We start from the raw sequence: 21,606 nt of genomic DNA, 5'->3' as shown, positions 1-21,606 counted from the left end.
TAAATTAAGTTTTATAATTACATTATATTCCAAATGTTATATAATTAAAATATATATACAAAAATTAGCAATAATAATTGAGTATAAAATAAATATATAGTATAATATAACTTATTAAATGGTACTGATATAAACTCTTAGGAGGGGTTGAAATGAATGTAATAGAAATCAAAAATCTTACTAAAGATTATGGAGATAAAAAGGGGATTTTTAATATAAATTTTTCAGTTAGAAAAGGAGAAGTGCTAGGGTTCCTTGGACCAAATGGAGCAGGTAAAACTACTACAATTCGTCATCTAATGGGATTTTCAAAAGCTGATAAAGGAAACTGTAGCATTAATGGACTAAATTGTTTTGATTATTCTAGTGAAATACAAAAGTCTCTTGGATATTTGCCAGGGGAAATCGCTTTTTTAGATGATATGATAGGAAGGAAATTTATAAAGTTTGTTGCTGAAATGAAGGGGATAAAAGATTTATCAAGGGCAGAGGAACTTATAAAAAGATTTGATTTAAATCCTAGCGGGAAAATAAAAAAGATGTCTAAGGGGATGAAACAAAAAATAGGTATTATATGTGCGTTTATGCAGGAGCCTGATATTTTAATATTAGATGAACCAACTAGTGGATTAGATCCATTAATGCAAAATGAATTTATTAAATTGATTGCAGAAGAAAAGGAAAAAGGAAGAACTATATTAATGTCATCACATAGCTTTGAAGAAATAGAAAAGACTTGTGATAGAGCAGCTATAATAAAAGAAGGACAAATAGTATCAGTTGAAAATATATCTACTTTAAAGGAATCTAAACAAAAGATTTATAATATTACTTTCGAAAATGTAAATATGGCAAATGAATTTATAAAAGAAGGCTTTAAAGTAAAGGATGTAAATGAAAATAATGTAACTATAGCTATAAAAGGAGATATTATGCCTTTTATTAAAGCATTAACAAAGTATAAAGTTTTAAATTTAGAATCATATACTCAAAGTTTAGAAGATTTATTTATGCATTTTTATGGAGGTGAAAATAATGATTAGCATTCCATTATTGAAACGAGAAATTAAATCAAATTATAAGCTTTTTATAATTTTTGCAGCTGTATTAACTATGTATATATCTGTAATAATTCCAATGTTTGATCCAGAAATAGGAGAGGCATTGGCTGAATTTGAAAAAGCTATGCCAGAGATGATGGCTGCTTTTGGTATGACTAACTCAGGAACCACACTAATAGAATTTATAAATACTTATTTATTTGGATTTCTTTTTATTGTATTTCCAATGATTTTTGAAATAATTATAGCAAATAAGCTTATTGCAAAATATGTTGACAGTGGATCTATGGCATATCTTTTAGCAACTCCAAATAAAAGAAGAAAAATTGCAATAACACAAGGATTGTTCTTACTACTTTCAATAGGAACTTTAATCTTATTTATTACTTTAGTTGGAATAATTTCTAGTGAAGTATATTTTCCAGGAGAACTTGATATTAAAAAATATATTTTGCTTAATATAGGACTTTATTGTCTTCATATATCAATAAGTGGATTAGGATTTTTTGCTTCTTGCATTAGTAATGATACAAAGTTATCTTATTCACTAAGTGCAGGTATACCCATTGGATTCTTTATAATTCAACTTTTAGCTAATATGGGTGGAAAGCTAGAGAATTTTAAATATTTTACAATTTTCTCTTTATTTAACACAGACAAGCTGATTAAAGGAGAAGGTTCTGGAATATGGATGTTTATAATTTTGCTATTAATAGGAGTAATTTTATATACAATTGGAATATTAAGGTTTGATAAAAGAGATCTACCTTTATAATATGAACAGGGGGGAAGTTAATGAGATTTGGGGATATAAGAATAGTATTAATAGATTTTTATTCTTATGAAATAGATGCTTTAGAAACTTACTTAGAAGAAATGGCATTAAAAGGTTGGATGCTAGAAAAATTTTCAAACCTTTATATTAAGTTTAGGAAGATAGAACCAAAGAACATAAAATATAAAATAGATATGGTTAATGATGTTGCATTAAATAAAGAATTAGGTAAAAAATTATCTTTAGAGTATAGAAAAAAGCTTCAAGAATTAGGATGGAGTTATTCTTGTGAATGTAACAAATTACAGGTTTTTTATAAAGAAAATGAAGATAAAAAAAGTATAATTAGAAAAAGAGAAAATAAAGATATACAAGCTTTATTTCATAACTCATTAAGTCAGTTAATTTTAAAAATATTATTTATATCGATTATATTATTAAATCAATTGATATTAATATTTAAAGGAGAAAATCTGAATTATTTAACTAATAATGGTAGGCTTTTAGGAATGAGTATAATGATCATATTTATATCAACATGCCTTATAGACTTATATAAATTAATTAAATTTAGATTAGGAAAGAATAAAGAAAAAGAATCCTCCACTTTATGGATAAGATTTAAGGGAAGTATTATTACTATTATATTTTTAGCTGCTATAATTGGTGTAATTACAATAATATTTGAAAAAAATAAAGAAGATTTTGATATTACAATTATTATCTTATCAATAATAAGTGGTTTATTTTTATTAGGGTATTTTACAGAAAATAAAAAAGATAGTATAAGAAAGAAGTTAACAGTATCTACTTGTTTTATTATCGCTATTGTTTCTATTATGGTTCTAAATAATTTTTTAGTTCCTAATATATTTAAAAGTAAAAGTAATAGAGTAAAAAGTAAAGAGTATTCATTAAGCTTAAAAGATTTTAATGATGAAGTTAGTAGTGAAGAAGATATATATGTTGATGAAGAAAGTAGTTTTATAGCTAATAAATTATTTTATACAGCTAATGGTAGGAAAATGAAGTTATCTTATGAACTTTTTGAAAGTGATTATAGATTTATTGTAAATTGGAACTTTAATAAGATGATGAAGTGGTTTGAAAATAAGGGTATTACTTATAAAGAAATACAAACTAATTTACCTAATGAAGTTAAAGTTTATACTAATGAAAAAGAAAATAACTATATTATTCTTTCATCAAATAAAGTTATAGAAGTTATAGGTTTAGATTCAATAAAGGATAAAGAAGATGTTTTAAATATAGTTTATAATAAAATTTTTACAAACAAAAAGGAGGAATTAGCTTGAAAGATTCAAAAGAAAAGGTTTGTCCAGTTTGTGGAGAAATAATGAAGGAATATGAATATGCCTATGATAATAATCAATATGGAAAGAAATATTATAAATGTATTGAGTGTGGACATAAAGAAAATACTATGAGGTAATTAATTTGAGAAAGAATGGAATTAAAGGTATCTGAAAGAGAATAGGGACTAATTGCAGAAGGGATAAAGGAGCAGTATATTTTCATAACTATTATACAGTAAAATTTATTTAAAATTCTAATAAATAAAAATAGATTTTTGAGTAAATTTTTAAAAAATATAGAAACAATGAAAGGGATAAATAGTTTTAATTGAGGGTAAAAACGTTTACAATACTCTGAACTGATGTTATAATCAAGATAGAAATGGAATTTAACTCCAAAAATAAAATGTAAAATGGAGTGGAAATTTTATTTGGAATAATTAAGGGAAAAGAGATGGAGGGATTATGGTGAAAAAAGTTATTAGCTTTATTGTGGTTGCTATAATGACTGTATCATTAATTGCTTGTGGTGGTAATAAAGGAGGAGGGGAAACTAAAAATGAAGAAAAAATTCTTTATTCAAATGGTGGACCAATAGAATTCTTTGAAACACCTTGGCTAAATCCTGGAGTGTACACATACACCAAAGTTTTATATGATCATTTGATTGAAGCTGACGCTGATTTAAATCCTTCAAAAGGTGAATTAGCAAAAGACTATACTCTTAGTGAAGATGGAACAGAGTTAGTATTTAATTTAAGAGATGATATTTATTGGCATGATGGAGAAAAAATTACTGGTGAAGATATTAAGTGGAGTATCGAATACTCAATGAAAACAGCAGTAATTAACTCAGTATTTTTAAATACTTTCAAAGCAATTGTTGGTAGTGAAGATTACTTAGCAGGTAAAACAGATGGATTATCAGGCATAGTTATAGATGGTAATAAAATTACAATTACTTTTGATAAAGTGGCACCAGATGCATTACTAACATTTACTCAATTTGCACCATTGCCTAAGAAGTATTTTGATGGTGTTGACCCACTAAAGTTCCAACAAGCTGAATATTTCCAAAGTCCAATTGGATCAGGTCCATTTAAGATTCAAGAAGTTAAGATGAATGATTACACTACTTTAGTACCATTTGATAAATACTATGATGGAGTTGCTAATTTTACAATTCATTTAACTCCAAGCCCTGGAGATAGTGATACTAACTTAGTTAATAATGTTAAGTCAGGATTATTAGATTATGGATACACTAAGAGTGTAGCTGATGTAAAAGCATTAAAAGAAGAAAGTAATATAAAGTTAACTCAAATAGATGTAAGATATACTCGTTTATTCTATATAAATAAATTTGATAAAGCTGATGGAACAAAATCTCCGTTGGCTGATGTAAAAGTACGTCAAGCTATTAGATATGCTATCGATATGGAAACTATCGGAAAGAACTTATTCGATGACACTATAATACCAGCAAATAGCTTAACTCCAAATGGAGCAGATAAAGTAGAAGGATTAAACAATTATGATTTCAATCCTGAAAAGGCAAAAGAATTATTAAAAGAAGCTAATTGGCATTCTAATTATACTATAGATGTTGTTTATTATTACACAGATCAATTAACAGTAGATTTTATGACTGCAATTCAATCATATTTAAGTGATGTAGGAATTAAGATGAACTTTAGATTAGTTGAAGGAGACTTAGCAACTATTCTTTGGAAAGCACCTCAAGATCAAGTAAATGGTCCAAGTGCTGTAGATTGGGATATGGCTTATGCAGCAAATGCAGCATTATCAATGCATGAATATTATGATAGATATAGAACAGGATCACCTTCAAATTCACATACACCATCAGATGATACTTTAAATAGTTTAATAGATGCAACCAATGCATCAATGGATCCTGAAGTTCAAAAGAAAGCATATTTTGAATTACAAAAATATGAAAATGAAACTTTATTCACAATGCCATTATATTATCAACCTATATTCTTAATTGAAAGTAATAGATTAGAAACAGGTATTGAGAAATATGGTAATCCTCAATTCAATTATGATTGGAATATTCAAAACTGGAAGATAAATTAAATAAATTAGAGAATTAAGAGATTGCATTTGCAGTCTCTTGATTTTAAATATAGGAGGGACATTATGGGAAAATTCATAATTAAAAAGTTATTAGGATTAATTCCAATGTTAATACTTATAACTTTTATTATTTATTTAGGGCTTGAATTAACCCCTGGTGATGCAGTATCACATATGATAAGTCCAGAAATGCTTGCAAATGTAGATCCAGAAAAGTTAGACGAAATACGTGCAGCATATGGATTAAATGATCCATTTATACTTCGTTATTTTAGATGGCTTGGTGAAATATTAAGAGGAAATTTCGGATACAGTGTATCAAGTGGAGTTCCTATTATAGATATAATAAAAGATTTATTACCAGCAACTTTAGAATTAGCTATAGCTGCTTTATTAATTTCAACTATTTTAGGTAGTGCATTGGGACTATTTAGTGCAATACGTCGTGGTACTTTTTCAGAAAATTTATTAACTGTTGCTGGGATGATTGGAGTATCAATACCACAATTTTTCTTTGGAATGGTTTGTATATTAATATTTTCATTGAATTTAGGATGGCTACCTGTAGGTGGTCGTATGATGCCAGGTAAAACGGCCTTTATTGATAGGTATGAATATTTAATATTACCTGCTTTAGTTTTAGGAATATCTCTTACAGCTGGGGTTATGAGATATGCACGTTCTAGTATGTTAGATACAATGAATGCTGAATATATAAGAACAGCAAGAAGCAAGGGATTACCAGAGTGGAAGGTTAATCTTGTGCATGGATTTAGAGTTGCTTTAACACCGGTAGTTGTTTTAATAGGATTTAGATTACCTACTTTAATCGGAGGGGCTGTAGTAATAGAAACTATATTTAGATGGCCTGGTATTGGTAGTGCTTTTGCAACTGCAGTAAGAGGACAAAATTATCCATTAGTTATGATGATTGCTCTTATGACAGTTACAACAGTATTAGTATCAAGTTTTTTAGTAGATATATTAACAGCTTTACTTGATCCAAGAGTTAAATTGGAGTAGGAGGTTTATTATGGCAGAAGTAAGAATTAAAAAAAGTAGATTTGATCGTAAATTAGACAAGATAAAAGAATTAGAAGAATCAGGCGCTTTGGGGAAGAAAAAAGTAAATCGTTCCTTAAGAAAACTTTTAAATAATAGACTTGCTATTGTTGGGATAATAATATTTTTAATAATTTTATTATCATCAATTTTTGCACCTTTAATAACTAAATACGATCCCTTAGCCGTGGATATGAATAATGTATTAAAACCTCCATCTTCAGAGCATATTTTTGGAACAGATAAAGTTGGAAGAGATGTTTTTGCAAGAGTTTTATACGGAGGAAGAATTTCTATATTAGTTGGACTTGGAAGTGCATTAGGGTGTGCATTTATAGGAGTTTTACTAGGAGTATATGGAGGATATAAAGGAGGATGGTTTGATAAAATAGTATTAAGATTATCTGAAGTATTTATGTCTTTCCCTCAATTAGTATTAGTTCTTATGTTAGTTTCAATTTTAGGACAAAGTTTAACAAATTTAATTATTATATTTATCCTAACTGGATGGGGAAGCGTATATCGTATGGCTCGTGCAAAAATATTATCAATTAGAGAAGAAGAGTATGTACAATCATTAAAAACCTTCGGGTTAAACGATTTCATAATTTGTTATAAACATATGTTACCTAATGCTATAGGACCAATAGTAGTTAATATAACACTAAGTACAGCAATGTTTATATTAGAAGAAGCAGCTCTTAGTTTTTTAGGACTCGGAGTACCTCTTGAAATAGCTACATGGGGAAATATATTAAATGCTTCACAAGATATGTTTACTTTACAAAATAATTGGTGGTTATGGTTACCAGTTGGTATTGTTATTTCTTTATTTGTTATGAGTATAAACTTCCTTGGTGATGGTTTAAGGGATACAACAGATCCAACACAACAAGGATAAAGGAGGAATTGATAGATGGAAGATAAGAATATAATTACTGTAAAAAATTTAAAAACCTTCTTTTATACAAATCAACGATGTAATAAAGCTATAAATGGAGTTTCTTTTAATATAAAGAAAGGAAAAACCCTTTGCATAGTTGGTGAGTCAGGTTGTGGTAAAAGTGTAACTGCTTCATCAATTATGCAATTATTACCTAAATTATCAAGAATTGAAGAAGGAGAAATTATATATCATGGTGATAAGGGTGATATTAGAATAGATAAACTTCCTAGAAATGGAAAAGAAATGAGGGCTTTAAGAGGAAAAGATATAGCTATGATTTTCCAAGACCCAATGACTGCTTTAAATCCGGTTTATACTGTTGGATATCAAATAGCTGAAAATATATTATGCCATGAGAAGGTTACAAAAAAAGAAGCTAAAGAAAGAACTTTAAGCTTATTAAAGGATATGGGAATCCCTTTTCCTGAACAAAGAATAAATGAATTTCCTCATCAATTCTCAGGAGGAATGAGACAAAGAGCTATGATAGCAATGGCTATGAGTTGCAACCCAAAGGTATTGATTGCTGATGAACCAACAACTGCTTTAGATGTAACTATTCAAGCCCAAATCTTTGAACTTATGGATAAACTAAAGAAAGAAAATGATACTGCTATAATGCTTATAACACATGATATGGGTGTGGTAAGTGAACTAGCAGATGATGTTGCTGTTATGTATATGGGAAATATTATTGAAAGTGGAACCGTTGAAGAAATATTAATGCATCCAGCTCATCCATATACAGAAGCATTATTAAAATCTATACCGATTTTAGGAAAAGGAAAAAATCAAGATTTAAGTCCAATCAAAGGATCAACACCAGATCCATATGATAGGCCAAAAGGATGTCAGTTTGCACCAAGATGCAACTATGCATGTGAAAAATGTAATACTATGCCAGAAGAAGAGTTTATTAATGGAACTCATATGGTTCGTTGTTTTAAATATAATGAAGTATTAAAAAATAGTTTTAGGGATAAAGAGGTGATGGAAGTTGGAAAATAAGGAAGTTTTATTGGAGTTAAAAGGCTTGCAAACTCATTTCCCCATTAAGGCAGGTATGTTTAAGAAACCAACCAAATTTGTACAAGCTGTAAATGATATAGATTTAAAGATTTATAGAGGAGAAACCTTAGGTCTAGTAGGAGAATCAGGATGTGGAAAAACAACTCTTGGTAAATCAATTCTTCAATTAGTAAAACCAACAGCAGGTGATATGGTATATGATTTCCAAAGAGATATTGGAAAGAAGAGTTTATTACATTTGAATTCTACTGAAATGGATTTAGCAAGAAGAAAAATGCAAATAGTTTTTCAAGATCCACATTCATCATTAAATCCTGCATTTACAATTTATCAATCTTTATCTGATCCATTAAAAAAGTTTGGAGTAAAAGAAAAGAAAGAGAGAAGAAGGATAATTGGAGATATACTTGAAGCAGTTAATATGAGAAGAGAATATATGGATAGATATCCACATGAATTCTCAGGTGGACAAAGGCAAAGAATAGGTATTGCAAGAGCTTTATGTATTAATCCAGAGCTTGTAATTTGTGATGAATCAGTATCAGCATTAGATGTATCTATTCAAGCACAAGTTTTGAATTTATTAAAAAGAATTAAGGAAGAAAGAAATCTAACATATATTTTTATAACTCATGATTTAAGTGTAGTTGAATATATAAGTGATAGAATTGCAGTTATGTATCTAGGAAGAATTGTAGAGCTTTCTGAGACAGAAGAAATATTTTCAAATTATCTACATCCATATACAGAAGCTTTGTTATCAGCAATTCCTGTAGCTGATTTAAAAAGGAATAGAAAGAGAATCATATTAGAGGGTGATGTTCCTAGTCCTGTTAATCCACCATCTGGGTGTAATTTTCACCCAAGATGTAAAAAGTGTATGGATATCTGTAAAAAAGAAAGACCTTTATTAAAGAAATATATTATAGATGGAAAAGAACATTTTTTAGCATGTCATTTGGCAGATATAAATATGGCTTGAGGAAAATAGATTTAGATATTTTTATGGAGTTGATATGTCAGCTCCATTCAGAGTGTCGACAAAGTCGACACTCTTTAATTTTTGTTATAAAATATTTTTGGGGTGATTAAAAGTGTTAACAAAGAAAAGTAATGAAGGAAGAATTAAAGAGTATTATTGAAACTGCTAAAGCTAACGGCTTAATAGTAGAAAAATACTTAGTGTATTTATTTGATATGATATCAAAGATAGATATTAATAATAAAGAAGTGCTATTAGATATTATGCTGTGGTCAAAGAAGCTTCCACCAGAATTAAGAGCATCAACCCGTAAATAATTATATTAAATTTTAACTCTAAGTAGAAAGCAATACCGCCCCTACTTGGAGTTTATTTTATCACTTTAAATTTTCAATTACTATGCGTCGATTTTTTGATGCTTACTTATCTTTTAGTAAGTTTTGATAATCATAAGAAGCATATTGTACACCACTATCAGAATGAAATATGAAACCTTCTTCTGGACTCTCTTTTAATATAGCACTATTAAAAGTATCCATCACTAATTTTCTAGTCATACTTAAGTTCATTGCCCAACCAACAACATATCTATCAAATAAATCGATAACTGTAGCTAAGTATAGCCACCTTTCCTCAGTACTTATACAAGTAATATCTCCAAACATAAGCTTTTTTAGAGCTTTTACATTGAAATCTTGTTTAAGTAAGTTTGGAGCGACATTATTTTATTTCTAAAACTAACTTTTCATAGTTTAATAGCATTTCAGATGGCGGTCTTTTTAGCCAAGCATAATAAGAGCTCATTTTGATTCACAATATATCACACATCTTCTCCACTCGAAATATGGAGCTATTATCAAAAATAAATTGATATTTTATTTCTCGGGCTTTTTGAAAGTGATTATAGATTTATTGTAAATTGGAACTTTAATAAGATGATGAAGTGATTTGAAAATAAGGGAATTACTTACAAAGAAATACAAATTAAGTTACCTAATGAAGTTAAAGTTTATACTAAAGAACAATATAATTACAATAATAACCAATATTTATAAATTATTGAATATAATTCTGTAGTATTATTAATATATATTAATAGGAGGTTGATGGCGTTAAAAGAAAATATTTTAATAAAAGTATTGCTTTTTATAATAGAGGTTACTGTTATAAAAGGATAAATTCTAATCTTTGTTTACAATAAATGTAAATGATATCATATAAACAGATACTATTCAAAAATAAATCAGTCATTCCGTATAATCATGAATATACTTATAATCATAGTAATCCATAGACAAGAGATATCCTATAGAAGGCACTTATCAGAAATATATTCATAGGGAATACAAAAAATCTATTTATACATCTAAGGTATAGACAAATAATTATATTAAAATTATTTATGCATACTTTGGATGTATTAATTTTAGGAGGAGAAAAATGATAAAAAAGAAAAAAATAATATCAGTAATGTTAGTAGTAACCATGTTATTATCAATTGATAGAGCAATATTTGCATTAGAAAATAAAGTAGAAGATAGCAAAACTATAAATAATAAAGATTTACGCTTATGGTATGAATCACCAGCTGAAGATAGCTATAATGGCTGGGAAAAATGGTCACTTCCATTAGGAAATGGATATATGGGTGCTAGTGTATTTGGTGGAGTCGAATATGAAAGAATACAATTGACGGAAAAGACATTTTGGTCTGGTGGCCCAAGCCCAAGTCGTCCCAATTATAATGGAGGAAATATAGTAACTAATGCAAAAGTTAAAGTTAATGGAGTAGATGTTCCTATAATGAAAGCAATTCAAGATGCATTTGCTAGAGGAGATACAGCTACAGCTAATAGCTTATGTAACAAGTTAACTGGTGTTAGTGATGATGCAGGAACAAAAGGATATGGATACTTTTTAAGCTATGGAAATATGTATTTAGATTTCAAAAATGGGGTAAAAACTAATAATATACAACACTATGTACGTGATTTAGATTTAAATACTGCAATTTCAAGCGTGAAGTATGATTATAATAATGTTAACTATACTAGAGAATATTTTATAAGTTACCCTGACAATGTAATGGTTACAAAACTTTCTGCTAGTGAAAATAAAAAATTATCATTTGACGTTAGAGTAGAACCAGATAATACTGGAGGTGGAGGGCCTAACACAAATAATGGATATAGTCGAAGGTTTACAAGGACTTCAAAAGATGGAGTAATTACTATTGCAGGTGAGTTAAATGATAACGAAATGAAGTTTAACTCTCAAACTAAGGTAATAAATACAGGTGGTATAATTACTGATTTAGCTGATGGAAAGGTAAATGTAACAAATGCTGATGAAGTTATTATAATAACCTCAATAGCGACAGATTATAAAAACGATTACCCTAATTATAGAACAGGTGAAACAGATGCAGAGGTAGCAAATAAAGTTAGTAAACGTGTTACAGATGCAGCTAAAAAAGGATATGAAGGACTTAAAGAATCACATTTAGCAGATTACCAAAGTATTTTTTCAAGGTTGAATTTAGATTTAGGTCAAACAGCATCAACTGTGTCAACAGATAAGCTTCTAGCTAAATATAATAATGGCACTGCACCAAAAAGTGAAGAAAGAGCTTTAGAAGTAATGTTATTTCAATATGGAAGATATTTATCAATAGCTTCTTCACGTGAAGGCTCACTACCATCTAATTTACAAGGAATATGGGTTGGAGGAAATAATTCTCCATGGCATTCAGATTATCATATGAATGTAAATTTACAGATGAATTATTGGCCATCTTATTCTACTAATATGACAGAAACAGCATTACCGTTGATTGAATATATAGATTCGCTAAGAGAACCAGGACGTGTTACAGCGGAAATTTATGCAAATATAAAAAGCACTGATGAAAATAAAGAAAATGGCTTTATGGCACATACACAAAATACTCCTTTTGGGTGGACTTGTCCAGGATGGAATTTTGACTGGGGTTGGTCGCCAGCAGCAGTTCCTTGGATTTTACAGAATGTATGGGAATATTATGAATATACTGGGGATTTAGAGTTTATGAGAACAAAAATCTATCCAATGTTAAAAGAAGAAGCGGTTTTATATGAGCAAATGTTAATTGAAGATCCTGAAACGGGTAAATTGGTATGTTCACCAGCATATTCACCAGAACATGGACCAAGAACTAATGGAAATACTTACGAGCAATCTTTAATTTGGCAAATGTATGAGGATGTTATAACAGCAGCTAAATTAGTAGGTGAAGATTCAGAAAAAATCTTAAAGTGGGAAAATATAAAAAATAACTTAAAGGGACCTATTGAGATTGGAGATAACGGACAAATTAAAGAGTGGTATGAAGAAACTACTTTAGGGAGTATGGGACAAAGAGGACATAGACATATGTCTCATCTTTTAGGTTTATTCCCTGGGGATTTAATTTCTTTAGAAACTCCTGAATTACTTAAATCAGCTATAATTTCTCTTAATGATCGTGGAGATCAAAGTACTGGTTGGGCAATGGGACAAAAAATTAATACATGGGCAAGAACAGGTGATGGAAATCGTGCATATAAGTTAATTCGTACATTGTTTAAAAGTGGTATATTAACAAATCTTTGGGATACTCATTCTCCATATCAAATTGATGGAAACTTTGGGATGACATCTGGAGTAGCTGAAATGCTTATGCAAAGTAATCTTGGATATATTAATTTAATGGCTGCTATGCCTGATGCATGGAAGGATGGATCGGTATCTGGCCTATTAGCAAGAGGAAACTTTGAAGTTGGTATGGAATGGAGTGATAAACAAGCTACTAAGTTTACTATTACTTCAAATAATGGTGGAGAATGTATTGCAAAATATGAAAATATAGGCTTATCAGTTATTAGAGACTCTAAAGGAAATTTAGTTAATTATACTGTTTTAGAAGATGAAAAAATATCATTTGATACAGTTAAAGGTGAAACTTATACAATAACTAATATTCCAACTTCAAAATTAGAAGCACCAAATAAACTAAAGGCTTATAGAATTGGAGATAGTATTGTTGACTTAGAATGGAATGCTGTAGAAGGGAAAGATGTAACTTATAATGTTTATCGCCAAATAGATAACGGTGATTTGGTGTTAGTTGGAAAGAATGTTTCAACTACAACATTTGAAGATAAAAATTCTCAAGATATCTTAGGAACATTTAAATATAGTATTTCTGCAACTATTGATGGAAATGAAACTAAATTATCAGATTTTGTATATGTAAAAGATTTAAGAAATATGGAGGGGTATATTGACGATAGTGATCCACGTGTAACTTATGTAGGTAATTGGGGAAATTGGTCTGAAGCAGTTAATCATGAAGGAACAGTAAAATTCTTAGATAATCCAACTGGAACTGAAACAGCTGAATTAACTTTTTTAGGAACTGGAATTGAAGTGCTTGTAGTAACAAACTATGATAGAGGTAAATATGAAGTATTTATAGATGGTGTTAGTAAAGGAGAAGTTGATACTTATAGCCCATCTACAGTAAGGAAAAAAATTATTTATAGCAATTATGACTTACCAAAAGGAAGGCATACCATTAAACTTAGGGCAACTGCAACAAAAAATAATAGTGCAAGTAGAGCTAAAGTTGAGTTAGATGCATTTAAGGTTATTGATAATACAGCACCAGTAGTAACGAATATTGATGTATTTTCAAATTCAGGAATTTATACTTTAAGCAAAGCTAATAGCAAGTTGCAAATGATTGCTAATGTCTCACCTGTAGATGCAAAAAATAAAGAAGTATCATGGAAGGTTACGGATGCTTCAGGAAACACAACTAATCTTGCTAGTATTAATGAAAAAGGATTATTAACTATAAATTCAAGTAATGGAACTGTTAAGGTTACGGCTACATCTAAAGAAAATATAGAAATAAGTAAATCCATAGATGTTAAAATTTCTATACCAAATTCAATAAAAGAGGTTATTTCAGAAGATGCAATAAATAACAACGGTTGGATAAAAAACACAGCATTTACATGGGAAGGTAATTGGTCAACCTGGACGGGAGAACCAACTAAACATCATGGATCAACCAAAACAGAAAGCTCAACAATAGGTGCAAATATTGAATATACATTTAATGGAACTGGAATAGAAGTATATGTACACAAACATACTAATTTTTCTAGTTTTGATATTTCAATAGATGGAGGAGTAGCAACTAATTATTCTTTAGAAGGTAATAATATAGCACAAACACTTCTTGCATCTTTTAAGAATTTACAAAATGGTTCGCATACAATTAAGTTAATTGCTAAAGAGCGTGCTGGTAAGAATCAGGTAAATATTGATTATTTTAAAGTATTTGCAACTCAAGAAAATTCTCCATTAGATAAAAATGATTTGCAAACCAGTATTGAAAATAATTCAAATAAAGTAGAAAAAGACTACACAGAAGAAACCTGGAGAGCATTTAAAGAAGCTTATGATAATTCAATAAATATAATGAATAATGATAATTCAACTGATTCAGATATTAAAGCAGCAACAAAAGCATTAAATGATACAGCGATAGCTTTAATAGAAAAATCTTTAACAACACCTCTAGTAATAGGAGATGGAAAAGTTGAAGCCATAGGAATTGAATCATCAACATTAATGCTAAGTTGGACATTAATTCCAGATTCAGTAAGGTATAATATTTATAAAGTTGATAATGTAACAGGGAGAGAAAGCTTATTAAATAGTACTACAAATCTATATTATAGGGTAGATAACTTACTTCCAAAAACAGAATATGAGTTTAAGGTAAAGGCTGTAAATAAAAATAATATAGAAGCTTTATTCCCATGCATTAAAATTACAACTAATGATGTTTTAGATAAGGAAAGACCAAATGATGTTAATAACTTAAAAGTCAATAAAAATACAATATCAACAGCAATTATTTCTTGGGATGAAGCAACAGATAATATAGGTGTAAAAGGATATAAGGTATATGTAAATGGAGTTATTTTAGGAACAACAACAAATACAAATTATGAACTAACTGAGTTAGAATATGGTAAAAGTTATGTTGTTAAGATAATAGCTTTTGATGAAGCTGGGAATACATCTCTTAATTCAGATATGTTAGAAATTAAGGCGGATGAATCTGAAGAAGCTCCTTCAGAAATTGATAAAAAAGTATTAAGAGCAGTAGTAGATTATGCTGAAGATATAAAAGAAAATGGAGAACTTGAGAACGTTGTTCCAGCGGTAGTTAATGAATTTTATGAAGCTTTAGAAAATGCTAAAACTATTTTAGCTGATAAAAATGCAACAGAGTCTCAAGTTGATGTAGTTACAAAAAGATTTATTAATGTAATTCATATGCTAGATTTTAAGAAAGATGACAAGGCTGAACTTAAAAAACTCATTGAAGTAATTAATGTTTTAGATGAAAGGCAATATACAGCTTTAACTTGGGAAAAACTACAAACTGAACTTGAAAAAGCCAATACAATAATAGCAGATGAAAATGCTATAGAAGTAGAGAAGGTTTATGAAGATTTATATAAAGCATTCTCTAATCTAGAAATAGAAGTATATGCTGATAAATCTAAGCTTCAACAATTATTATCAGAATTAGAGGGTAAAGATACATCTAAATATACATCAGGAAGTGTAAATAAGTTTAATTTAGACTTGGTTAATGTTAAATCTGTTTTAAACAATAGAGATGCTACTCAAGAACAAATAAATGAAGCGTATAATAATTTAATTGTAGCTTACCTTAATTTAAGACTAATACCTGATAAAGTTAAGCTTGAAGAATTAATAAATAAAGCTAGAGTTTTAGATGAATCTAAATATACTACAGAAAGCATTAATAGACTTAACTTACAAATATCTAATAGTAAGGCTGTTTTAAGCAATGAAGAAGTGACTCAAAAAGAAGTGGATGAAGCAGAAAAAGAATTAGAATTAACCTTGGCTAATCTAGAATTAGTGAAAGGAAATGATAGTGGAAGTGCTATAGATAGTCCTGTTAATAACAGTAATGATAAAAGTGATATTAATGGAAAAAATAATAATTCAAATGAATTACCAAATACGGGAGAGGTATCTGCGGCTTTAATAGGAGTGTATGGAACTATAATTTTATTAGTATGTGTATATATTTTTAAAAAGAAATAATAATAAGTAATTTGGAGCTATCGCACTATATGGTAAAAAAATCTACCTGCGATAGCTTCATTTTTTATTATTTCATAGTATGTTTTTGTTTTTCTTGTTGAATTTTTTGTTGCTCAACTTGCTCGGCTGGATACCATCCTTTAGCTTCCATCTTTTTATATACTTCATGCTGTATTTTTAAAGTTTCATGTAGTAAATCATGAAACACTTGATGAATATTTTCAGTAGAAGCTTCAGTGGTAGCATGTAAATACATATCAGTTGCGCCTTTAGTTAACTGAAGTATGTTTTCATATAAGCATTTATCATCCATTTCATAGTCCTCCTTATAATAGTGAAAATAGTTTGCCAAATAACTCCTTATGCTTAGCCTCATATTGAGTAACTAATGTTTTTAGCTCAGCATCTTGTAGTTTAGTTGATGTTTCCTTACATAGAGTTTCCATAAATTTTTCATGTCCTAAACCATCAGCTATATAAAGTAATTCTTTTGAAGTCATAATATATCACCTCCAACTTTAGTATGTTTTAATTAGAAATTATATATTCTAAGCAATATTATCTAAAAACTATTGACAGAAATTACAAAAAGGAATAAAATATATTAAATAAATTCTAAGAAGGGAAGAGTAGATATATACGTAATCCTTAGCGAGTGAAGGATGGTGAAAGCTTCACGAGGAAGTAGTATCGAAGGACATCCTGGAGAAGCTTATCTGAAACAAAGTAGGATAAGACGTGTTCTAGCGTTAATAGATTAGAGATAGTTTTAATATTATTATATTAAGCTAAATTAGGATGGTACCGTGAACTAAACCTTCACTCCTATATGGAGTGGAGGATTTTTATTTATAGTAAAATTTTAGGTATGGTATATTCTATTAGTTTTTATAATTTATTAAAATTAATAAGGGTGGTACCGCAATAATTAGTTGCCCCTTAAGCAGACGTGCTTAAGGGGATTTTTTTATTATTTAGTAAAGGAGATTTATAATGAAAAGAATTATAGTTAGTGAAATTAATAAATTTATAGAGAAAAAAATAAAAGTTGGAGGATGGGTATATAGAATAAGAAAGCTTAAAGAAATAACTTTTTTAATTCTTAGAGATAGAAGTGGATTAGTTCAATGTGTTATTGAAAATAAATCTATAAATACAGATAACATTAATATTGAGTCAGTAGTAAGTGTAGTTGGAGAAGTAATGATAAGTAAAAATGCTTTAAATCCATTTGAAATATTAATTGAAGAAATTAATATTATTAGTGAATCAGAAGAACTTCCAATTGAAATAAATAAAAAAGATTATAATGCTAACTTAGAAACTACTTTAAATAATAGAGCAATAAGTTTAAGACATGAAAAAGTAAATTCAGTCTTTAAAATACAAAATATTATAGTTCAAAGCTTTAGGGAATTTTTAATAGAGAAAGGATTTACTGAAATTTTTACACCTAAAATAGTATCAGAAGGAGCAGAAGGGGGAACACAACTTTTTAAAATAAAATACTTTGAAAAAACAGCATATCTAGCTCAAAGCCCTCAATTCTATAAGCAAATGATGGTTGGAGCAGGATTTGAAAGAGTTTTTGAAGTAGCTCATGTTTATAGAGCTGAGGAGCATAATACAAGTAGACATTTAAATGAGTATGTTAGTATGGATTTAGAATTTGGCTTTATAGAAGATGAATATGAAATAATGAATTTAGAAGAGGAACTTATAAAATATATTCTAAATTCTGTAGAAGAAAAAGGTAAGAAATATTTAGAATTATTAAATGCTAACCTTCCTAGAATTCATGGTAGTATACCTAAAATAGAATTAAAAGAAGCTATAAAAATAATAGAAGCTAAGTATAATAAAAAAGGTTTAGAGGGTGATTTAGATCCTGAAGGGGAAAAACTTATTTGTAAGTATGCAAAGGAAGAATTAAGTTGTGATTTTATATTTATAACTAATTATCCAAGAAAAAAGAGACCTATGTATACAATGCCTTTAGGAGAAGAAGGAACTAGAAGTTTCGATTTATTATTTAGAGGAGTTGAAATTACAACAGGTGGGCAAAGAATTCATAATTATAATATGTTAATAAATAGCATGAAAGAAAAAGGTCTAAATCCTAATGACTATGAAGGATATACAGAAATATTTAAATATGGAATGCCAAAACATGGAGGATTAGCAATAGGTTTAGAAAGAATTACAGCACAGTTATTAAATTTAAATAATATAAGGGAAGCAACATTAATTCCAAGAGATAGAACAAGAATAACTCCATAATAAAATATATAAAGAATATCTATTTGTATTTAAGATAAGACTTTTATCTTAATAAATGGGTATTCTTTTTTGTATTATAGTATATATAGAGAAAAAATTAATATAAATATTATGGGATATATTTACATATGAGCCGTAGATTGTTATTATTTTAGTATAGTAATAATTATCTGATATAATTAAAAAGGAGGGAAATTACAAGGAGATTAGAATATTATAAAGAGTTAAGGAGAAAAATAAATGAATAATAATCTTACACCAAAAACAAATGAAGTAGAATCTAAACCTAAGAGTAAAATTAAAAATATAATAATTTTTACAGCGATAGCTTTAGTAATAATAGTAGCATCTGTATTTACTTATATTCATTTAGAAAATAAAAAGCTTATAAATAGCTATGAGAATAAGGTGTATCCAGGGACTTTTGTTTTCAATAAAGATGTTTCAGGAATGACAAAAGAGGAATTGCATAAAGCTTTAGAAGAAATGGTAAGTGGAATTTCAGCAAAAAAGATAAATATTGTAGTTGAAGAAAATAGCTTTGAAAAAAGCTATGTAGATTTTGATACAACAATAGATTATGAAGTTTTTCAAAATGAAGTTTTAAGCTTTGGAAAAGATAAGAAGTTTAAAGAACAGCTTACTTTAATAAAAGAACCACAAAATAGAACTTATGAATTTGAAATGAAATATAATGAAGATAAAATATCTGAGTTTTTAGATACAATAGCAGAGCAGGTTAATATAAGTTCACAAAATGCTAGTATAAGTGTAAGTGGTGGACATGTAAATATAACACCTGGACAAGTAGGGTATGAGTTAAATAAAGAAGAATTATCATCTAATATAAAAGATATTATAGGTAATATAAATAGTAGTGAAATTGCTTCAATAGATGTAAAACTAAGTGAGGTTAATCCTTCAATAACTACAGAAGCTTTGCAATCAGTAGATAAAATGATATCTAGTTATACAACTTATTTTGATGCAGGTCCTAGTGGACACAATATTCAAGTAGGAGCAAGTATGATTGGGAATGTGCTACTTATGCCTGGGGATACATTTTCAACTGTAAATGCTATAGGTCCTACAACTAAAGCAAATGGATTTGTGGAAGCTAATACTTACCTTAATGGTAAGGTTGTACCTGGTCTTGGGGGAGGAGTATGTCAAATTTCTAGTACAATATATAATGCTGAACTAAGAGCAGGTATACTACCTGATTTTAGAACATATCATGAAATGGTAGTTAAGTATGTTCCACAAGGATTAGATGCAACTATAGGTGATGAGTGGCCAGATTTAATATTTACCAATCCATATGATTATCCTATAGTAGTTAATGTGTATGCTAGTAGTAATTCTGTAACTGCTGAGTTTTGGTCTAATAGTCAAGCTACTGGTGGAATAACATATGTAGCAAAAGCTTATCAAACAGGCCCATTATCTGCAGATGCTTACTTATATGGCTACAACTCTGCAGGAGAATGTGTATCAGAACAATATTTAGATAGTAGCGTTTATAAGCCATTTAATTAATATTTAATAAAAGAATAAAAGTATAGAATTTTATATTAATGTGACTTGGTATGAATTGACAAAGCACTTAATATAAAATCCTGTACTATTTTTTTATTTGCAGAAATTTGTTAATTTAGTATTATCTTGTACATCTACTAAAGCTTCGCCAAATCTTTGGAAGTGTACTACTTCTCTTTCTCTTAAGAAGCCTAATATTTTTTTTATTTCAATATCATCAGTTAAATTAATTAACCATTCATAGGTAGCTCTAGCCTTTTGTTCAGCAGCCATGTCTTCAGTTAAGTCTGCTATTACATCTCCCTTACATTGAATGTAAGTTGCAGTCCAAGGATTTCCAGTAGCGTCAGTATAAAATAATCCTTTTCCATGATCAGCATAATGACCATCTAGTCCAGCTGCTTTAATTTCATCAATTGAGGCATTTTCCATTATTTGATGTACCATTGTTGCCATAATTTCAACATGGGCAAGTTCCTCAGTGCCTATATCAGTTAGTAAAGCTTTTGCTTTATTAGTAGGCATTGAATATCGTTGATCTAAATATCTAAGGGCAGCACCTAACTCCCCATCTGGACCACCATATTGAGTTACAAGAAGCTTAGCCATTCTTATGTCAGTAGATTTTAAGTTAACTGGGTGTTCAAGTGTTTTAACATAATACCACATTAATTTTTACCTCCTTTAGTATTTTCCCAAGGCCAAGGAGAATTAACCCATTCATCTGGATTATTAAAATATGCAGTTCCAAAGTTTGTTAATGGTCCATATTCTTTTTCATAATTCCAAACAGTTTTCTTTAGCTCACTAGAAACCTTATCATAATCAGCTACAGCTTGTTCGCAACAAGGGTTTGTATCTAAATATAAATTAAGGTCTACTAAAAAGAATTGCAATTTTTGTATTATTTCTAAATATTCATTTCTCTTCATTCTTTTTATAACCTCCTACATATTTAACATCGCAATAAGGACTATAGAGATCTTTGAAAATAGTTCCAGCAGCAAAGGAATCATTTACATTAAATAAGTTTCCGTATGGTTGTAAGTTAACATAAGCTTTTGCATAAACATTAGGAGTGAAAACTTTATAAGATTCGTAGCAATTCTTATCTTTGTCCTCACATGTAGTATTACAATAATCTTTACCAGGATTATTTATACAGTCTTTACATTTATCGCAATCTTCATCTTTACGATAGTACATAAAAAACATCCTTTCAATTAATAAACTCTAATAATAAACTATGTCAAAATAAGGCATTTGTGATAATAAAATAAGTGAAAAATAATTAAATTGTAAATATAGAGAGAAATATTACATTTCTCTCT

At 28.8% G+C, this 21,606-nt stretch carries 18 protein-coding genes, 1 pseudogene and 1 other annotated feature; of the genes and pseudogenes, 13 read left to right on the top strand and 6 right to left on the bottom strand.

Annotation, left to right across the window (positions count from 1 at the left end):
- Positions 1–152: 152 nt before the first annotated feature.
- The 10 genes from ACQRD5_RS13585 to ACQRD5_RS13540 all read left to right on the top strand — a co-directional run bounded on the left by ACQRD5_RS13585 (position 153) and on the right by ACQRD5_RS13540 (position 9,591).
- Positions 153–1,043, top strand: coding sequence for an ABC transporter ATP-binding protein (locus tag ACQRD5_RS13585; RefSeq protein WP_291630082.1), 891 nt, complete (start codon positions 153–155; stop codon positions 1,041–1,043).
- Entirely contained in the window at positions 1,036–1,836 is an 801-nt protein-coding gene (locus tag ACQRD5_RS13580; protein WP_427746954.1) for an ABC transporter permease subunit, read from the top strand. Before ACQRD5_RS13585 ends, ACQRD5_RS13580 begins: the two co-directional genes overlap by 8 nt.
- A 20-nt stretch (positions 1,837–1,856) precedes the next feature.
- A complete protein-coding gene (locus ACQRD5_RS13575; RefSeq protein WP_291630078.1) occupies positions 1,857–3,152 on the top strand; it encodes a DUF2812 domain-containing protein in 1,296 nt (431 codons plus the stop codon).
- Positions 3,149–3,289: a hypothetical protein gene (locus tag ACQRD5_RS13570; RefSeq protein ID WP_294189217.1), complete on the top strand. Its 141-nt coding sequence runs from the start codon at positions 3,149–3,151 to the stop codon at positions 3,287–3,289. Before ACQRD5_RS13575 ends, ACQRD5_RS13570 begins: the two co-directional genes overlap by 4 nt.
- Positions 3,290–3,617: 328 nt before the next feature.
- Positions 3,618–5,255: an ABC transporter substrate-binding protein gene (locus ACQRD5_RS13565; protein ID WP_427746953.1), complete on the top strand. Its 1,638-nt coding sequence runs from the start codon at positions 3,618–3,620 to the stop codon at positions 5,253–5,255.
- 63 nt (positions 5,256–5,318) lie between these two features.
- Complete coding sequence (locus ACQRD5_RS13560) at positions 5,319–6,278, top strand: ABC transporter permease (protein ID WP_291630073.1); 960 nt, start codon at positions 5,319–5,321, stop codon at positions 6,276–6,278.
- 10 nt (positions 6,279–6,288) lie between these two features.
- The gene (locus tag ACQRD5_RS13555; protein WP_291630071.1) at positions 6,289–7,218 is read left to right on the top strand and encodes an ABC transporter permease; all 930 of its coding nucleotides are present in this window, start codon (positions 6,289–6,291) and stop codon (positions 7,216–7,218) included.
- 15 nt (positions 7,219–7,233) lie between these two features.
- A complete protein-coding gene (locus ACQRD5_RS13550; protein WP_291630069.1) occupies positions 7,234–8,271 on the top strand; it encodes an ABC transporter ATP-binding protein in 1,038 nt (345 codons plus the stop codon).
- The gene (locus tag ACQRD5_RS13545; RefSeq protein ID WP_291630067.1) at positions 8,261–9,274 is read left to right on the top strand and encodes an ABC transporter ATP-binding protein; all 1,014 of its coding nucleotides are present in this window, start codon (positions 8,261–8,263) and stop codon (positions 9,272–9,274) included. The genes ACQRD5_RS13550 and ACQRD5_RS13545 overlap by 11 nt, the downstream gene beginning before the upstream one ends.
- A 131-nt stretch (positions 9,275–9,405) precedes the next feature.
- Entirely contained in the window at positions 9,406–9,591 is a 186-nt protein-coding gene (locus tag ACQRD5_RS13540) for a transposase domain-containing protein (RefSeq protein ID WP_294167021.1), read from the top strand.
- A gap of 108 nt (positions 9,592–9,699) precedes the next feature.
- Here the strand turns inward: ACQRD5_RS13540 and ACQRD5_RS13535 are convergent.
- Positions 9,700–10,177: pseudogene (locus tag ACQRD5_RS13535) on the bottom strand (DDE-type integrase/transposase/recombinase); the annotation flags it as partial.
- Between the two features lie 537 nt (positions 10,178–10,714).
- Between ACQRD5_RS13535 and ACQRD5_RS13530 the strand changes: the two are divergent.
- Complete coding sequence (locus tag ACQRD5_RS13530) at positions 10,715–16,456, top strand: glycosyl hydrolase family 95 catalytic domain-containing protein (RefSeq protein WP_291630062.1); 5,742 nt, start codon at positions 10,715–10,717, stop codon at positions 16,454–16,456.
- A 67-nt stretch (positions 16,457–16,523) separates the two neighbouring features.
- On the opposite strand, the gene ACQRD5_RS13525 is transcribed toward ACQRD5_RS13530, so the two are convergent.
- Both ACQRD5_RS13525 and ACQRD5_RS13520 read right to left on the bottom strand, forming a co-directional pair.
- A complete protein-coding gene (locus tag ACQRD5_RS13525; RefSeq protein ID WP_291630061.1) occupies positions 16,524–16,769 on the bottom strand; it encodes a spore coat protein in 246 nt (81 codons plus the stop codon).
- A gap of 13 nt (positions 16,770–16,782) precedes the next feature.
- Positions 16,783–16,956 (bottom strand): hypothetical protein, encoded by a 174-nt coding sequence (locus tag ACQRD5_RS13520; protein WP_291630060.1) that lies wholly within the window; start codon positions 16,954–16,956, stop codon positions 16,783–16,785.
- A gap of 108 nt (positions 16,957–17,064) precedes the next feature.
- Positions 17,065–17,286 (top strand) — a binding site (T-box leader).
- A gap of 163 nt (positions 17,287–17,449) precedes the next feature.
- On the opposite strand from ACQRD5_RS13520, the gene aspS reads away from it, so the two are divergent.
- Together aspS and ACQRD5_RS13510 are read left to right on the top strand one after the other, a co-directional pair.
- The gene (aspS, locus tag ACQRD5_RS13515) at positions 17,450–18,736 is read left to right on the top strand and encodes an aspartate--tRNA(Asn) ligase (RefSeq protein WP_320900018.1); all 1,287 of its coding nucleotides are present in this window, start codon (positions 17,450–17,452) and stop codon (positions 18,734–18,736) included.
- 240 nt (positions 18,737–18,976) lie between these two features.
- Positions 18,977–20,275 carry a VanW family protein gene (locus ACQRD5_RS13510; protein ID WP_291630056.1) on the top strand — a complete coding sequence of 433 codons (1,299 nt, stop codon included), beginning with the start codon at positions 18,977–18,979 and terminating at the stop codon, positions 20,273–20,275.
- A 93-nt stretch (positions 20,276–20,368) separates the two neighbouring features.
- Here the strand turns inward: ACQRD5_RS13510 and ACQRD5_RS13505 are convergent, their stop codons facing one another.
- The 3 genes from ACQRD5_RS13505 to ACQRD5_RS13495 are packed head-to-tail and all read right to left on the bottom strand — an operon-like array spanning position 20,369 to position 21,481.
- Positions 20,369–20,944: a manganese catalase family protein gene (locus tag ACQRD5_RS13505; protein ID WP_291630054.1), complete on the bottom strand. Its 576-nt coding sequence runs from the start codon at positions 20,942–20,944 to the stop codon at positions 20,369–20,371.
- Positions 20,944–21,207, bottom strand: coding sequence for a spore coat protein CotJB (locus ACQRD5_RS13500; RefSeq protein WP_291630052.1), 264 nt, complete (start codon positions 21,205–21,207; stop codon positions 20,944–20,946). Before ACQRD5_RS13500 ends, ACQRD5_RS13505 begins: the two co-directional genes overlap by 1 nt.
- A complete protein-coding gene (locus ACQRD5_RS13495; RefSeq protein ID WP_291630050.1) occupies positions 21,194–21,481 on the bottom strand; it encodes a spore coat associated protein CotJA in 288 nt (95 codons plus the stop codon). Before ACQRD5_RS13495 ends, ACQRD5_RS13500 begins: the two co-directional genes overlap by 14 nt.
- Between the last annotated feature and the right edge of the window lie 125 nt (positions 21,482–21,606).

Source organism: Clostridium sp. SGI.024 (assembly GCF_050315195.1).
Taxonomy (GTDB): domain Bacteria; phylum Bacillota; class Clostridia; order Clostridiales; family Clostridiaceae; genus Clostridium.
Note: the sequence above shows the minus strand (reverse complement) of the source record. Positions and strands in the feature narration are given on the sequence as shown.

What these genes read in the sequence shown, in the direction of transcription:
- ACQRD5_RS13585 (WP_291630082.1), top strand. Translation starts at nt 153, where the DNA reads ATGAATGTAATAGAAATCAAAAATCTTACTAAAGATTATGGAGATAAA.
- ACQRD5_RS13580 (WP_427746954.1), top strand. Translation starts at nt 1,036, where the DNA reads ATGATTAGCATTCCATTATTGAAACGAGAAATTAAATCAAATTATAAG.
- ACQRD5_RS13575 (WP_291630078.1), top strand. Translation starts at nt 1,857, where the DNA reads ATGAGATTTGGGGATATAAGAATAGTATTAATAGATTTTTATTCTTAT.
- ACQRD5_RS13565 (WP_427746953.1), top strand. Translation starts at nt 3,618, where the DNA reads ATGGTGAAAAAAGTTATTAGCTTTATTGTGGTTGCTATAATGACTGTA.
- ACQRD5_RS13560 (WP_291630073.1), top strand. Translation starts at nt 5,319, where the DNA reads ATGGGAAAATTCATAATTAAAAAGTTATTAGGATTAATTCCAATGTTA.
- ACQRD5_RS13555 (WP_291630071.1), top strand. Translation starts at nt 6,289, where the DNA reads ATGGCAGAAGTAAGAATTAAAAAAAGTAGATTTGATCGTAAATTAGAC.
- ACQRD5_RS13550 (WP_291630069.1), top strand. Translation starts at nt 7,234, where the DNA reads ATGGAAGATAAGAATATAATTACTGTAAAAAATTTAAAAACCTTCTTT.
- ACQRD5_RS13540 (WP_294167021.1), top strand. Translation starts at nt 9,406, where the DNA reads ATGAAGGAAGAATTAAAGAGTATTATTGAAACTGCTAAAGCTAACGGC.
- ACQRD5_RS13530 (WP_291630062.1), top strand. Translation starts at nt 10,715, where the DNA reads ATGATAAAAAAGAAAAAAATAATATCAGTAATGTTAGTAGTAACCATG.
- ACQRD5_RS13525 (WP_291630061.1), bottom strand. Translation starts at nt 16,769, where the DNA reads ATGGATGATAAATGCTTATATGAAAACATACTTCAGTTAACTAAAGGC.
- ACQRD5_RS13520 (WP_291630060.1), bottom strand. Translation starts at nt 16,956, where the DNA reads ATGACTTCAAAAGAATTACTTTATATAGCTGATGGTTTAGGACATGAA.
- aspS (WP_320900018.1), top strand. Translation starts at nt 17,450, where the DNA reads ATGAAAAGAATTATAGTTAGTGAAATTAATAAATTTATAGAGAAAAAA.
- ACQRD5_RS13510 (WP_291630056.1), top strand. Translation starts at nt 18,977, where the DNA reads ATGAATAATAATCTTACACCAAAAACAAATGAAGTAGAATCTAAACCT.
- ACQRD5_RS13505 (WP_291630054.1), bottom strand. Translation starts at nt 20,944, where the DNA reads ATGTGGTATTATGTTAAAACACTTGAACACCCAGTTAACTTAAAATCT.
- ACQRD5_RS13500 (WP_291630052.1), bottom strand. Translation starts at nt 21,207, where the DNA reads ATGAAGAGAAATGAATATTTAGAAATAATACAAAAATTGCAATTCTTT.
- ACQRD5_RS13495 (WP_291630050.1), bottom strand. Translation starts at nt 21,481, where the DNA reads ATGTACTATCGTAAAGATGAAGATTGCGATAAATGTAAAGACTGTATA.